The sequence below is a fragment of the Coralliovum pocilloporae genome (assembly GCF_030845175.1).
GTDB lineage: Bacteria > Pseudomonadota > Alphaproteobacteria > Rhizobiales > Cohaesibacteraceae > Coralliovum > Coralliovum pocilloporae.
This window is the reverse complement of the sequence record NZ_CP132542.1, coordinates 1731834-1746918: the sequence shown is the minus strand read 5'-3', so window position 1 is coordinate 1746918 and position 15085 is coordinate 1731834. Positions and strand designations below refer to the sequence as shown.

Below are 15085 nucleotides of genomic sequence, written 5' to 3'. Positions count from 1 at the left end.
TGAGTGAATGGCTAATCCAATTCCCCTGACACCGGTTCCTGCCTTTTCCCTATCGGAGCCAGGCGAGCAGACCAATCCGGTTATTTTCGGCTCCCCGCACAGCGGCACACATTATCCCGACACATTTATTGAGCAATCGCGCCTTGATCCGATGACCCTGCGAAGCTCGGAAGATGCGCATGTTAACCACCTGTTTCGCCATGTGACAGAGCAGGGTTCCCCTCTCATCAGCGCCCGGTTTCCACGTGCTTATGTGGACCTGAACAGAGAGCCTTATGAGCTTGACCCACGCATGTTCTCAGACCCTCTGCCGCCCTATGTCAACAAGCGGTCTCCACGGGTCGCGAGCGGGCTTGGCACCATTCCACGCATCGTGTCGGATCGGTGCGAGATTTACCGGCGCCCCCTGTCATTTTCAGATGCCCAGCACCGGATCGAGACCATCTATCGTCCTTATCATGACCGGCTCCGGGTTCTGATGACCGATACTTTCGCCCGGTTCGGCATTGCAGTCCTGATTGACTGCCATTCCATGCCTTCGAAAATCCGCGGCGAACCCATGCAGGGACGGCCTGACATCATTATCGGCAACCGGTTCGGGCGGAGCTGTGCGTCCCTTTTGACCGAGGTCGCTCTCGAAAGCCTCGCAGACCTAGGCTACAAAACAACACTCAACAAGCCCTATGCCGGTGGTTTCATCACCGAACATTACGGCAAACCGGCCGCCGGTCTTCACGCGTTGCAGCTTGAGATCAATCGCGCACTCTATATGGATGAACAGACCCTCGAGCTCCATTCCGGCGCAGACAAACTGGCTCGTGATCTTGAGATCCTGACGGCTGATATCATCACGGAATCGGCTTTGCTTGAACGCCGGATATCCATGGCCGCTGAGTAGATCTACCTGAATAGGTTCCAACAAAAAAATGGCCGCTTGCAAAGCAAACGGCCTTAAAGTCTAGGGAGGAAACGCCCAGATACTGGGCAGACGGCCATCCGACCGTCATAACCTGCATATAAGAACGATTCCAAACTATTCAAGACGATCGGTTCGAATCAGAACTCCGGATCGGAGAATGGCACCCGTATATTTCTCTGCTGACCAGCTTGTTTCCTAAAGGGCCAGACCTTTAACCTGAATTGCCAGTCCTGCTTTTGGAGTTTGTTACTGCGCGAGCTTTTGTCTGAAAAGTCTATCAACTTTTCAGAAGCACGCTGTAGCCATCATGCCGGGTGAATGCTATGCGTTGCAGGCACCACATCTTTTCTTCCAGACAGAAGTCGAAACACCATGGCTGCCGATCCGGTCTCCCAAGACAGTTTTGCCCTTTTCCACCAGCTTGCCGATACAGCCTGGGATGCAATCAGGCCCAGCTTTCGCCAGGTGCTGGCCATCGACAACAAGGACAGCGGTGGTTTTGACCCTGTGACAGAAGCGGACCGGGCAGCCGAGCAGGCCATGCGGGCGCTGATCCAGGATATCCATCCCGACCATGGCATCATCGGTGAGGAATTCGGCCGCAGCAATACAGATGCTGCAACCCAGTGGGTGCTGGACCCGATTGACGGAACAAGAGCCTTCATCAGCGGTGTTCCGGTCTGGGGGACATTGATCGGACGCTATGAGAATGGACGGGCTGCATCAGGCATGATGAGCCAGGGCTTTACCGGCGAACGGTTTTTCGGTGACCGGTCATCAGCCTGGTATAAAGGACCGGATGGGGCGCGGCAGCTTTCAACCCGATCCTGCTCGTCTCTGGATCAGGCCGCCCTCTTCTGCACGTCAACCGATATGTTCACCCCTGCCGAGAAGGCTACCTTCGAGGCGGTTGCGCAGCAAGCACGCATGACACGGTTCGGCACCGACTGCTATGCCTATGCCATGCTGGCATCAGGACATGTGGATCTGGTCATTGAGGCTGACCTCAAGGCCTATGACATTGCAGCTCTTATTCCAATCATCGAAGGGGCTGGCGGCATTGTCACCACATGGACCGGGGATGCTCCGGAAAACGGTGGGCGCATTGTAGCGGCAGGAGATCCTGCTCTTCATGCAGCAGTACTCCCCTTGCTCACGCTGGCTGAAGACTGAAGCACGCTGTAGAAACAAACTCTTAAAGCACCGTCGCCGATTCAGGTTAAAGATCTGGTGCTTTAAAACCCGATTGTTTTGCCTTCATCAAAGCCAGTCTCGGCATTGGTGACAAAGGCATCGAACAAGGCGAAGAACTGCTCCCGATAGAGATCACGCTCCATCATGATTTCATGGGCGGATCCGGGGATCTCCACATAACTGGCCGATCGCATGACAACAGCAAGTCGTTCGATGGCCCGTGCGGAGACGACCCGATCCCGGCCGGCTCCGATCATCAGTATGGGCACGTGAATCGGGATGTGAAAATCCGGATCTGGCGGCAGACGCATGGCCCTCAGCACGGCATAAAGCCAGGCAATGGTCGGCGACCCGAGACCCAGAGACCTGTCCTTGCGCAACACATCGATCATCCGCTGAAGGCGTTCCGTATCAGACGTCAAGATCCTGCCGTCAAAGGCGCCTTCTTCCATGCCGCGCCCACTGCCGCCGGGAACATAGAACTCCCCGAACCCGAAATAGGTCAGAAAAGCTGCAACCCGCGCCATTGTCGCAGGGGATGTCACAGCTTTTGCCAGAGCCCGGAATGGCGCCACAAGCGGGTTGAGAAAACGCAAGGGAGTGGAAATCCAGGGACGGAATGGCCGGCTGTAGACCTGAAGCAGAGGGGCAGAGAGAATCACTCTTTCGAACCAGTTTGGCCGCTTTCTGAGCACAGTCAGCAAAGCCAGCCCGCCGGTTGAATGCGCAACAGCATAGAGGGGCGGCGGGCAATCCGGCAGAATGACATTCTGCATCACCGCATCAAGGTCACGATGATAGTCGGAAATGTCGTCCACATACCCTTTGCGCGGATTTTTCAGAATGCGCTGAGAACCACCCTGACCGCGCCAGTCAAAGGTGATGACCGCATATCCGCGATCCCGAAAACTCTCGACTGTCTCGAAATATTTCTCAATGAATTCCGCCCGCCCCTGCATCAGACAGACAGTTCCCCTGGCTCCAGTGCCGCGTGCGGGCCAGCGGGCATACCGTATGGAATAACCGTCCGTTGTCTCGACGAAGCCGCTTGTCACGCCCTCCGGGATCGGATTGGTGTCCGTTTCAATAAGCGTCATACAGGGAAGTCTCTCAGCGATTGCAGCAGGGGTCAGGTGATAATCGTTATAATATGAAGGGCACACCTTGACCAGAACGCGGTTTTATCCGGCCAATTAGACGGGGTTTGAGCAAAGAGTTCTGGCCCTGAAAAGACTGACCGGTGAACAGCTTCTCTGTTCACCGGTCATGAACCGGGCTGCCGGAGGGGGGCGGGACGGCACCCGGAACTCTCAAATGACGCAGGGCTACAATTCTATGGGCAATGGAATTGACTAACGTCATTTGTCTGTACTCTATACCTGCCAATCTGAACCGAAACGGAAGGGTGCTTTCAGCTTCTGTTCATGTTCGGGTCGCTATCAAGCCCGGTTCCCTCCAGTAACGATTTCAGATGGCTTTCATCTCCTCTTGAAATCATGGCACTGCCCCCCACATTGACGTTGAGGCGCCCATTCAGGGGCCTCACCTATCCGTCCCGGCCAGATGGCGGGACACCAACAGCACTGTCGCTCAATGGAGGACCATGCAATGCGTCATTTTGATTTCAGCCCGCTTTACCGTTCAACCGTCGGCTTCGATCGCCTCTTTTCCATGATGGACCAGATCGCCGACAAGGATACGGCCCAGAGCTATCCACCCTATAATATTGAACGGACCGGCGAGGCTTCGTACCGGATCACCATGGCAGTGGCCGGTTTCAGTTCAGATGATCTGGGTATTGAATCCCATCAGAACACGTTGACCATCAAAGGCAGCAAGGCGGATGAAGACGGTGAAGGCCGGACCTATCTCCACCGGGGTATCGCGTCGCGCGCCTTTGAACGGCGCTTCCAGCTTGCCGATCATGTGGAGGTCAGAGCTGCCAGCATGGAGAACGGGCTTCTGCACCTGGATCTTGTCCGCGAAGTGCCCGAAGCCCTGAAGCCACGCTCTATCCCGATTGCATCTCAACAGGGCAAGGGCACGCCTCAGATCGAAGCCTGACAGCCCTGCAATCTATCGACATCAGAACGGAAGGCCGGGATTTACCCGGCCTTTTGCATGCTTGTTTCGCTCTCGGCAATAAGGGACAGAAGGCCGTCCACGTCCTCATTCGTGGTGGCAAAGCTGGTCACGAACCGGGCCAGGGAAAAGCCTCTGGCCGGCTTTTCATCCGGCATCAGATCACCGACAGGCCATGTGTGAAAAACAGCCCCCCGCTCGGTCAATGACGCGACCAGCTCATCAGACATGGTAACGAAAACTTCGTTGCCATCCGGTCGCCAGTCAAGAGACACCAGATTGCTCTCGGCCAATCCATCCGCCAGACGTGCCGCCATGCTGTTCGCATGTCCCGCAAGATCCAGCCAATGATCATCCTTGAGATAGGCCAGAAGCTGAGTAGCAACAAAACGGCTCTTTGACAGAACCTGGCCGGTCCTGATTCGGAAGATCTGCAAGTCCCTGAACAGGTCTGGCCTGAAACTGATCATGGCCTCCGCACACCAACACCCATTTTTGGTCGCACCGAATGACATGAGATCAACACCGGCCCGCCAGGTCAGTTCCGCAGGCGAGCAGCCCTGAGCTGCGACGGCATTGGCAAAACGCGCTCCATCCATATGTACCAGCATTCCTGCCTCATGGGCAATCGCTGCAAGCGTGCTGACTTCTTCAACAGAATAGACCGTGCCCAACTCTGTTGCCTGGGTGAGACTGAGCGCAACCGGGCGGCCAAACCGGTTGCCATCCGGCAATTCATCCAGCGCATGGCGCAAGGCCTGCTCGGTAATCTTGCCGTTCGGCCCATCCAGGCGATAGGTGCGGAATCCCGGGGCAAGAGCCTCTGCGCCACCCAGTTCATCAACGGCCACATGGGCACCACGATGCGTCAGATACAAACCACCGGGTCGTGCCATAACTGCGGCTGACAGAATATTGGCTGCCGTACCCGTTGCCACAAAGGCGCATTCGATATCCGTCTCGAACCGGGCACCCAGCGCTGCTATTGCTTCGGCTGTCAGGTCATCCGTGCCATAGGCTGCTGCCGGTACCGACCGGTCAATTCCGGCCACAGCTGCTGCTACCGGATCAGATGCTCCGGTCCAGTTATCACTCGCAAAATACATCCCCGCGCCCCTCAATGAGTGAAATCAGACCGGTAGATTAGGAGCGTATTCTCCTAAAGTCATCCACTCTGTTGCCGACTCTGATGCATTGTGAACAACGATATAAAGGGGGGGCAGTGACCCGCCGCCGCTTAGAAACGGAGAAATGACATCCTTGGGGGCGTGGATATCTCTGAATCCATTCCGCGTGGCGAGCCACCAGGAACACCTTGGCGAAAAACAGCCCAAAGCTGAAATAAACTTGGCTCAGTTTTTTATCACTGCCTTTCACGCTTTTATGAGCAGATTTAGGGTCTGCATCATTCTTGCAGTGACCCGGAGACAGTTTTCGCCGATTCCCGTATCAGCAGTCTCAACCGCCAATCGCAATTCTATTACGCCGACGTCATATTTTCCTTCCAAAAAGTCGGCTTTAGACAAAAATACGACAGAAAATTTCGACCTAGCCCCTTTGTGCAGCTTGCAGACCAGTCGTGTTTCTGGCATGTTGCGCATCAAATTAGGACAGTAATACTGTCCAATTTAGGCTGAAAACAACACAAAATCCGGCCTAAGCCCTTGATCGTATTTGCGTTTTACGACGTCGATATTTGACAAAATATAGTCGTCATCACGACACTATACTGTTCCGAGGGATCTGGAAGCCGGATTGAATATGACGAACCCGATTGGTTTCGATGTGGAAAGGCATGGCTGTTCCGCACCGGGCCAGGAATGTGGAGAAGGCAATGACACATGATTTGATGGATGTGGACCAGATGGCAACGAATGGCACAGAGCTGTGCACGGCCAAAGCGTCAACACCCGCCAAACCTGCCTTTTCCGGCAATCCCGGACGGCAGGGCCTCTATGATCCGCGCAATGAGCATGACGCCTGTGGTGTGGGCTTCATCGCCCATATGAAAGGCAGGAAGTCCAATGCCATCGTGCAGAACGGCCTCGAGATTGTTCGCAATCTGACTCATCGCGGCGCGGTTGGAGCAGATCCCCTGATGGGTGATGGCGCAGGTATGCTGCTGCAGATTCCCCACACGTTCTTTACTGCTGTCTGCCCGGATGATGGCATAACCCTGCCAGATGATGGCGCTTACGGCGTGGGCTATATCTTCATGCCGCAGGATGATGCGCTTCGTGCCCACTGCGAGGCGCTCGTGGAAACAGTCATCGCGGAAGAGGGCCAGTCCCTTCTTGGCTGGCGTACAGTACCCACCGACAATTCCTCTCTATCAGATACCGTACGGGATACGGAACCGGTCCATCGTCAGGTCTTTATTGGCAAGGGAGATGAAAGCCAGAGCCAGGATGACTTTGAACGGGCGCTTTACATTCTGCGCAAGGTCATCTCGAACCGGATTTTCTCGGAAACCGAGGGTCGCGACAACGGGTTCTACATTGTGTCCCTGTCGACGCGGACAATCATCTACAAGGGCATGTTCCTGTCATCCCAGCTCGGGCCATACTTCCCCGATCTGGCAGATGAGCGTTTCGAATCAGCTCTGGCGCTTGTGCATCAGCGTTTTTCCACCAACACGTTCCCGAGCTGGAAGCTGGCCCATCCCTTCCGGATGACAGCCCATAATGGCGAAATCAACACCCTGCGCGGCAATGTCAACTGGATGGCAGCCCGACAGGCCAGTGTCTCCTCGGAGCTCTACGGCGACAACATCTCCAAGCTCTGGCCGATTTCCTATGAGGGCCAGTCGGATACAGCCTGTTTCGACAATGCGCTCGAATTCCTGGTTCAGGGTGGGTATTCCCTCGCACACGCTGCCATGATGCTGATCCCGGAGGCCTGGGCCGGTAATCCGCTGATGGATGAAAAGCGACGGGCATTCTATGCCTATCACGCTGCGATCATGGAACCGTGGGACGGCCCGGCAGCCGTTGCTTTCACCGATGGCCGCCAGATCGGCGCAACGCTGGACAGAAACGGCCTGCGCCCTGCCCGCTATATCGTGACCGATGATGATTGCGTCATCATGGCGTCAGAGGCTGGCGTTCTGCCGATTGCAGAGAAAAACATCGTCCGCAAATGGCGCCTGCAGCCTGGCAAGATGCTGCTGATTGATCTGGAAAAGGGCGGCATCATTTCTGATGAGGAAATCAAGAAAGAGCTGTCAGAAGCCAACCCTTATGAGGACTGGCTGAAAGGCACTCAGCTTGTTCTTGAAGACCTGCCCCCGGCCTTTTCTGCATCTCCAAGGACCAATGTACCGCTGCTCGACCGCCAGCAGGCCTTTGGTTATACGCAGGAAGACATCAAGCTTCTGATGACACCGATGGCGACAACCGGTCAGGAAGCCGTCGGGTCCATGGGCACAGACACGCCCATTTCAGCACTCTCCAACAAGTCCAAGCTGCTTTATACCTATTTCAAGCAGAACTTTGCACAGGTGACCAATCCGCCGATTGATCCTATCCGCGAAGAACTGGTGATGAGCCTGGTTTCTTTTATCGGTCCACGGCCGAACCTGTTCGGGCTCGAACCGCTGTCCCATCACAAGCGGCTGGAAGTGCGGCAGCCGATCCTGACCAATGAGGATCTGGAGAAAATCCGGGTGATCGGTGATTTTGCCGATAACCAGTTCGTCACCAAGACACTGGACATTACCTTTGGCACCCATCGCGGCAAGACGGGTCTGAGAGCTGCAATCGACACCTTGTGCGAGCGTGCCGAAAAGGCTGTCCATGATGGATACAACATCATCATCCTGTCCGACCGCCTGCTGACTGCGGACCGCATTCCCATTCCTGCGCTTCTTGCAACAGCCGCTGTGCATCGTCATCTGATCCGCAAGGGCCTTCGGACCTCTGTCGGTCTGGTGGTTGAAACCGGTGAAGCCCGTGAGGTGCATCACTTCGCTGTGCTTGCAGGTTATGGAGCAGAAGCCATCAATCCTTACCTCGCCTTTGACAGTCTGGCAGATGTCCACAGGCAGGGCCTGTTCCCTGAAGAGGTGTCTCAGGACGAGGTGGTCGAGCGCTATATCAAGGCGATCGACAAGGGGTTGCTCAAGGTCATGTCCAAAATGGGCATTTCGACCTATCAGTCCTATTGTGGTGCCCAGATTTTTGATGCGGTCGGTCTCTCAAGCGAGCTGGTTGACGAGTTCTTCTTCGGCACCGCCACAACGATTGAAGGCATCGGGCTTGAGGAAATCTCGGAAGAAACATTCCGCCGCCACGGGGAAGCCTTCGGCGACAGCCCTGTGCTGCGCAACAGTCTCGACATTGGCGGTGAATATGGCCTGCGCATGCGCGGCGAGGCGCATGCCTGGTCGCCGGATGCCATCGCCATCCTGCAGCAGGCCGTCCGCGGCAAGGGACAGGATGCCTACGACCAGTTCGCAGAAATTGTGAACACCCAGTCTGAAGAGCTCTACACGATCCGCAGTCTGTTCGGCATCAAGTCAGCCGATGATATCGGCCAGGTACCGGTGCCTCTGGATGAAGTGGAGCCTGCCTCCGATATCGTCAAGCGCTTCTCAACCGGTGCCATGTCGTTTGGGTCAATCAGCCGGGAAGCCCATTCCACCCTGGCCATTGCCATGAACCGGATCGGCGGCAAGTCAAACACCGGCGAAGGTGGCGAGGAGCCCGAGCGTTACAAACCCTGGCCGGACGGAACCGCCAATCCTCAGCGTTCTGCCATTAAACAGGTTGCCTCAGGTCGTTTCGGCGTGACCACCGAATATCTGGTCAATGCGGATGCCATCCAGATCAAGGTGGCGCAGGGCGCAAAACCGGGTGAAGGCGGGCAGCTGCCAGGCCACAAGGTGGATGCGGTCATTGCCAAGGTACGCCACTCAACACCAGGTGTCGGTCTGATTTCTCCACCGCCGCATCATGATATTTATTCGATCGAGGATCTGGCCCAGCTCATCTTTGACCTGAAGAACGTCAATCCGGCCGCTGATATTTCCGTCAAGCTGGTCTCGGAAGTGGGCGTTGGTACGGTTGCAGCCGGGGTTGCCAAGGGTCGGGCAGATCATATCACCGTCTCCGGTTATGATGGTGGCACCGGTGCCTCACCGCTGACCTCCATCAAGCATGCGGGCTCGCCATGGGAGATGGGTCTTGCGGAAACCCATCAGACTCTGGTGCTCAACGGCCTCAGATCCCGCATCGCCCTTCAGGTGGATGGTGGCCTGAAGACCGGGCGCGACGTGCTGGTTGGCGCCTTGCTCGGCGCTGATGAATTCGGCTTCGCCACCGCTCCGCTGATTGCAGCCGGTTGCCTGATGATGCGGAAATGTCATCTCAACACCTGCCCGGTCGGCATTGCGACCCAGGACCCGGTCCTCCGCAAGCGCTTCAAGGGTACGCCGGAGCATGTCATCAACTACTTCTTCTTTGTCGCAGAAGAATTGCGTCAGCTTCTCGCTGATCTCGGGTTCCGATCCCTTGATGAAGTTATCGGCCGGTCTGACATTCTCGACCAGTCCGCACTGATTGAACACTGGAAAGCCAAGGGCCTTGATTTCACTAATGTGTTCTACAAGCCAGAGGCCGGACCGGATGATATCCGCCACACAATGGGGCAGAACCATCCGATTGATGATATCCTGGACCGCAAGCTGATCGAAGATGCCAAACCGGCCTTGGATAATCGTCGTCCGGTGGTGATCGAGCACAACATCCAGAACACGGATCGCTCAGCCGGGACAATGTTGTCAGGCGAACTGGCCAAACGCTACGGCCAGCGCGGTCTGCAGGATGACACGATTGCCATCAAGCTGCGCGGCACGGCGGGGCAGAGCTTTGGTGCCTTTCTCGCCAAGGGTATCACCCTTGAGCTCGAAGGGGACGCCAACGACTATGTGGGCAAGGGCCTTTCCGGCGGGCAGATCATTGTCTACCCGGACAGAGAGTCTCCGATTGTGGCCGCTGAATCCATCATTGTCGGCAATACCCTGCTGTATGGAGCGACGGAAGGAGAAGCCTACTTCCGGGGTGTGGCAGGGGAACGCTTTGCCGTTCGCAATTCCGGTGCCACAGCCATTGTCGAAGGTGTTGGAGATCACGGCTGTGAATATATGACCGGCGGCGTTGTTGTTGTTCTCGGTCAGACCGGGCGTAACTTCGCGGCAGGCATGTCAGGTGGTGTAGCCTACGTGCTTGATGAAGACGACACGTTCAAGCAACGCTGCAATCTGGCGATGGTCGATATCGAGCCTGTGGTTGAGGAAGACGACCTGCTTGAGAAGCTTCATCACCATGGTGGTGATCTCGAGCATAAGGGCCGGGTTGATCTCTCATCCGACATGACCCGGTTTGACGATGAGCGTCTGCGCCAGCTGATCTCGAAACATCTGCGCCTGACCCGCTCGGTCAAGGCCGCCGAGATTCTCGATAACTGGGACGAATACAGGCCCAAATTCGTCAAGGTCATGCCTGTTGAATATCGCCGCGCGCTTGAAGAAATGCAGAGCGCCCGCCACGGCGTCGCAGCAGAATAAGGGGGAGAACCGATGGGAAAAGTCACCGGATTTCTCGAAATCGATCGTCAGGAACAGAAATACCAGCCTGCCGCGGACCGCGTGCGCCACTACAGGGAGTTTACCCTGCCGCTGTCCGAGCCCGAAGTCACGCGACAGGCGTCCCGGTGCATGGATTGTGGTGTTCCCTATTGCCATGGCCCGACGGGTTGTCCCGTTCACAACCAGATCCCCGACTGGAATGATCTGGTCTATTCAGGGGACTGGGATGAGGCACAGCGCAATCTCCATTCCACCAACAACTTCCCAGAGTTCACCGGTCGCATCTGCCCGGCACCCTGCGAGGAAGCCTGCACGTTGAACCTGGAAGACATTCCGGTTGCTATCAAGACCGTGGAGCAGGCTCTGGCAGACAAAGGCTGGGCCATGGGCTGGATTCAGCCGGAACCAGCCAGCGAGAAAAAAGGCAAGAGTGTCGGTATTATCGGCTCAGGCCCGGCTGGCATGGCTGCGGGTCAGCAACTGGCTCGCGCCGGATATGACGTGCATATCTATGAGCGCGCGGCAAAAGCCGGTGGCCTGCTGCGCTACGGCATCCCGGATTTCAAAATGGAGAAGTACCATATTGACCGCCGGGTGCTGCAGATGGAAGCCGAGGGCGTCACATTCCACTACAAGACCAATGTGGGCGTCGACATCACCATGGCGGACTTGCGTGAAAAGCATGATGCTGTCCTGATGGCTGGTGGTGCCGAGCGCCCCCGTAACCCCGAAATTCCCGGTCAGGACCTGGATGGCGTGCACTATGCCATGCCCTATCTGACCCAGCAGAACCAGCGCAATGGTGGTGAACCCATCGTAGGCCAGGAAAACATCTTCGCCGCCAGCAAGCATGTGGTTGTCGTCGGCGGTGGTGATACCGCATCCGACTGCGTCGGCACGGCCTTCCGTCAGGGCGCACTGTCCGTCACCCAGATGGACATCCGACCTATCCCGCCAGTGAAAGAAGACAAGTTTGACTTCTGGCCCTATTGGCCGACCAAGTTCCGGACCTCATCCAGCCAGGCAGAGGGTGCAGAACGCGAGTTCGCAGCCGCCACCCTGGAAATTGTCGGGGAGGAAGGACATGTCACTCATGTGAAATGTGCCCGGGTTGACGAAAAGCGCCAGCCCATTGCCGGCACTGAATTCTATCTGCGGGCGGATCTGGTGTTTCTGGCCATCGGCTTTGCAGGTCCGGGAGAAGACGGGCTTCTGGAAGAAATGGGCGATACCCTTGATCGGGACAAGCGCGCCAATGTGCTTGCGGATGAATTTTCCTATCAGACCACTGTGGATGGTGTTTATGCGGCCGGTGATATCCGGCGCGGCCAGTCTCTGGTGGTCTGGGCTATCCGCGAAGGTCGGCAGGCCGCGCGTGCCATTGATCTGGCTCTCAGCGGTGAGACATCCCTGCCGCGTTAAAGCAGCGGTGCTTTAGAGCGTATCCACTCTATGTTGAATCGCTTGATGGAGGCGATATGGTTCACTCGGCTAGGAAAAGATCGCAGCGCGATCTGGTGGATCGTGCAAGGTCTTTGACGACGACGATGGGCCATATCGCCCCACCGAAGGCCAGTTTTCCTTGCCCGCTGAGCGGCGTTGAGCAGTCTTTATGATCAACCAGATCACCACAGACTGCTCGCCTTGTCAGCAAACAAGGAAAGCTGGTCAAGTGAACCAACATAGAGTGGATGTGCTCTAAGAGTTTGTTTCTGCGCGAGCTTTTATCCGAAAAGTCTATCAACTTTTCAGAAGCACGCGTTAGCGTCAGGACTCATTGCAGCAGGGTATAATCATCCACCCGTCCCTTGCGAGGTGCGGGTGGTTTTCCATCGACGAAGAACTCCTTTGCCGAACCTGACAGGGTTGCCGTATCCACAGTCCCCCCATCGCCTCCGGCCAGTTCATCACCATCCTTGCTCTGGAAGCCGTTCAGAGACTGGATATGGTAAGGCAGCTTGCGCTCACCGCGCAGGGCTGCCAGTTCTTCAGGTGCAAGACCATCCGGCAGCGCGACCTGAAGGAAGCGGGCTGCGAACAGAGAACGCCTGATCTGCCGCTCGACGAAATAGGACATTTTCTGAGCACCCGCCCAGGAAAACCCGATCCCGTCCTTTGTTCTGAGGCGCTTGCGCTGTCCCTGCAGATCAGGGCCAAAGGACGAATACTTGCTGTTCTCGTCAAGGAAATAGGGCCAGATATCAACGAACCGGCCGGATCCGTTCCGGATAGCAGTTTTATAGATATCGTTCAGATAGGCCATGTCGGCTGAAATATCGGGGGTGGAGACCGGTGGCGAACTGACCCAGCGATAGCGAATCTTGCGATCTTCGAGAATATCCCGAAAGGCGTGAATTTCAGCCTCATAAAGAGCCTGCCATTCCGGTGACTTGAACTTGTGACGCCCTGCCTCATCACGAATGGACCGGCGATCGTTCATGCCACTCATGATAATGACGAAATCAACCTTGTTGTTGTCCAGAAGGTCGACCAGCGCAATGGGCCAGTCAACCACGGACTTGCGCGCAAATCCGGATGCATTCCGGGTCTTGCGGATCACACGAACCCCTGCATCTTTTGCAAAACCCGCTTTCAGGGCATCCGCAAGCTGACGGGCATGCAGATCTCCAACAACCAGAACACCATAGGCATCCGGATTCTTGGCTGCTTCAATGATCTTGGGCACGACAGGACCGGAACGGACCTTCTTTTTCGTCTGCTTCTTTGGCTCAACCTTGCGGGATTTCCGGGTCCCGAAGATAATGCTGAAGAGAGACCGCCGTTCCTTCTGCTGCGCCTGAACCTCATCAAAAGACACGCCGACGCCGCCCGCAAACGCAGACAGAAACACCACAAGCATCACACATACCCGGATCGACGTCATCACTGGTCCCCTATGGTTGCCCGCAGACTACACGTTCATGGGCTTCAGGGAAATCAACAATCGCGTCAGGACCCCGTCACCAGACGGAACAACCGGAAGCTCGGATAGCCGTCGGCTGTCAGACCACGGGATGCCTGAAAACGTCTGATTGCAGCACGTGACATCGGACCAATGCGACCATCAACACCACCTGTATCATAGCCAAGGCGGGTCAATTTTTCCTGCAGGGTCCGACGTTCGGTCCGTGACAGCGGCCTGTCGTCCCGAGGCCAGGCCCCCGCAAAAGCCCCACCACCGCGAATCCGGTCGGCGAGATGCCCGACCGCCATCGCATAAGAAGTTGAGGGATTGTAGCGCTTGATGACCTTGAAGTTTTTCAACATCAGGAAAGCAGGACCACGGGCACCCGCCGGGGCGATAAGATAAGCCTGATCATCAGGGCGCGGATAGGCCCGCCCACCGACACGATTAACGCCGAGCTTCTTCCAGTCTGCGAGGCTGCGCTTGGTCTTTTCATCGGCATACCGATAATCGAACCCCTTAGGGAGCTTGACCTCATACCCCCAGGTTTTTCCGGCAACCCATCCATGGCTTTTCAGATAATTGGCTGTTGAAGCCAGGGCGTCAGGAATATTCGTCCAGATATCGCGACGGCCATCGCCATCATAATCGGCAGCATAACGCTTGTGATTGGACGGCATGAACTGAGTATGTCCCATGGCTCCCGCCCAGGACCCAAGCATCTGGTTTGGCGTGATATGCCCTTTTTCAAGAATGACCAGCGCTTCCGTCAGCTCATCCTTCCAATAGGCCTGGCGGCGGTGCCCGGCATAAGCCAGCGTGGCAAGCGAACGGATGACATACCGGACGATCTTTCTGTTATCCAGTACCGCACCATAGGATGTCTCTACACCCCAGATGGCAAGGACCACATAGCGATCCACTCCATAGCGCGCTTCAATGGTGCGCAACTGGGTGTCAAACCGACTGGCCATATCACGGCCATTCTTCACGCGCCTGTCTGAGACAGCTGAATCCAGATATTCCCAGATTGGGCGCACAAATTCCGGCTGCTTTCCATAAAGCTCTATGACCCGTTTGTCGGGTGAGACGCCATTGAATGCGGCCCGATAGGTCGACCAGGAAACGCCAGCCGCCTTGGCGCGCGGCCAGAAATCCATCACCCAGCGATCAAAGCCGGTTTCAGCACGGGCCGGGACAAGGCTGACAAACATCATCAGAACAAAGGCGACCACACCAAAAAAGACAGGACGGCGGTCACGATCAGAAGCGAAAGCGGTAACAGGCATGAGGTTCAGTTCCCAGATTGGATCTGTATCATTCGGCACAATTATGCCGGAATTCCGGCGACAGCGCCGAGTACTGTTTCAACAAGGCTACCTCTTAATGCGACACATAT

General features: G+C 56.2%; 9 protein-coding genes. 5 read left to right on the top strand and 4 right to left on the bottom strand.

Annotation, left to right across the window (positions count from 1 at the left end; all coding sequences use genetic code 11):
• Positions 1 to 7 precede the first annotated feature (7 nt).
• Positions 8 to 898 carry an N-formylglutamate amidohydrolase gene (locus RA157_RS08080; RefSeq protein WP_350335952.1) on the top strand — a complete coding sequence of 297 codons (891 nt, stop codon included), beginning with the start codon at positions 8 to 10 and terminating at the stop codon, positions 896 to 898.
• A gap of 393 nt (positions 899 to 1291) precedes the next feature.
• Positions 1292 to 2092, top strand: a complete 801-nt coding sequence (gene hisN, locus RA157_RS08075) for a histidinol-phosphatase (protein WP_350335951.1) — start codon at positions 1292 to 1294, stop codon at positions 2090 to 2092.
• A 62-nt stretch (positions 2093 to 2154) separates the two neighbouring features.
• On the opposite strand, the gene RA157_RS08070 is transcribed toward hisN, so the two are convergent.
• Positions 2155 to 3210 carry an alpha/beta fold hydrolase gene (locus tag RA157_RS08070; protein ID WP_350335950.1) on the bottom strand — a complete coding sequence of 352 codons (1056 nt, stop codon included), beginning with the start codon at positions 3208 to 3210 and terminating at the stop codon, positions 2155 to 2157.
• A gap of 511 nt (positions 3211 to 3721) precedes the next feature.
• Between RA157_RS08070 and RA157_RS08065 the strand changes: the two genes are divergently transcribed.
• The gene (locus RA157_RS08065) at positions 3722 to 4177 is read left to right on the top strand and encodes an Hsp20 family protein (RefSeq protein WP_350335949.1); all 456 of its coding nucleotides are present in this window, start codon (positions 3722 to 3724) and stop codon (positions 4175 to 4177) included.
• A 41-nt stretch (positions 4178 to 4218) separates the two neighbouring features.
• On the opposite strand, the gene RA157_RS08060 is transcribed toward RA157_RS08065, so the two are convergent.
• Positions 4219 to 5301, bottom strand: coding sequence for a threonine aldolase family protein (locus RA157_RS08060; RefSeq protein ID WP_350335948.1), 1083 nt, complete (start codon positions 5299 to 5301; stop codon positions 4219 to 4221).
• A gap of 728 nt (positions 5302 to 6029) precedes the next feature.
• Here RA157_RS08060 and gltB point away from each other — a divergent pair.
• Positions 6030 to 10760 carry a glutamate synthase large subunit gene (gltB, locus tag RA157_RS08055; protein ID WP_434058480.1) on the top strand — a complete coding sequence of 1577 codons (4731 nt, stop codon included), beginning with the start codon at positions 6030 to 6032 and terminating at the stop codon, positions 10758 to 10760.
• 12 nt (positions 10761 to 10772) lie between these two features.
• On the top strand, positions 10773 to 12203 hold the full coding sequence (locus RA157_RS08050; RefSeq protein ID WP_350335947.1) for a glutamate synthase subunit beta: 1431 nt from the start codon (positions 10773 to 10775) through the stop codon (positions 12201 to 12203).
• Positions 12204 to 12555: 352 nt separating this feature from the next.
• On the opposite strand, the gene RA157_RS08045 is transcribed toward RA157_RS08050, so the two are convergent.
• Positions 12556 to 13665 carry an SGNH/GDSL hydrolase family protein gene (locus tag RA157_RS08045; protein ID WP_350335946.1) on the bottom strand — a complete coding sequence of 370 codons (1110 nt, stop codon included), beginning with the start codon at positions 13663 to 13665 and terminating at the stop codon, positions 12556 to 12558.
• 65 nt (positions 13666 to 13730) lie between these two features.
• On the bottom strand, positions 13731 to 14975 hold the full coding sequence (locus RA157_RS08040; RefSeq protein ID WP_350335945.1) for a lytic murein transglycosylase: 1245 nt from the start codon (positions 14973 to 14975) through the stop codon (positions 13731 to 13733).
• Positions 14976 to 15085 lie beyond the last annotated feature (110 nt).

Coding starts and splice junctions, on each gene's coding strand:
- RA157_RS08080 (WP_350335952.1), top strand. CDS start 8: ATGGCTAATCCAATTCCCCTGACACCGGTTCCTGCCTTTTCCCTATCG.
- hisN (WP_350335951.1), top strand. CDS start 1,292: ATGGCTGCCGATCCGGTCTCCCAAGACAGTTTTGCCCTTTTCCACCAG.
- RA157_RS08070 (WP_350335950.1), bottom strand. CDS start 3,210: ATGACGCTTATTGAAACGGACACCAATCCGATCCCGGAGGGCGTGACA.
- RA157_RS08065 (WP_350335949.1), top strand. CDS start 3,722: ATGCGTCATTTTGATTTCAGCCCGCTTTACCGTTCAACCGTCGGCTTC.
- RA157_RS08060 (WP_350335948.1), bottom strand. CDS start 5,301: ATGTATTTTGCGAGTGATAACTGGACCGGAGCATCTGATCCGGTAGCA.
- gltB (WP_434058480.1), top strand. CDS start 6,030: ATGACACATGATTTGATGGATGTGGACCAGATGGCAACGAATGGCACA.
- RA157_RS08050 (WP_350335947.1), top strand. CDS start 10,773: ATGGGAAAAGTCACCGGATTTCTCGAAATCGATCGTCAGGAACAGAAA.
- RA157_RS08045 (WP_350335946.1), bottom strand. CDS start 13,665: ATGACGTCGATCCGGGTATGTGTGATGCTTGTGGTGTTTCTGTCTGCG.
- RA157_RS08040 (WP_350335945.1), bottom strand. CDS start 14,975: ATGCCTGTTACCGCTTTCGCTTCTGATCGTGACCGCCGTCCTGTCTTT.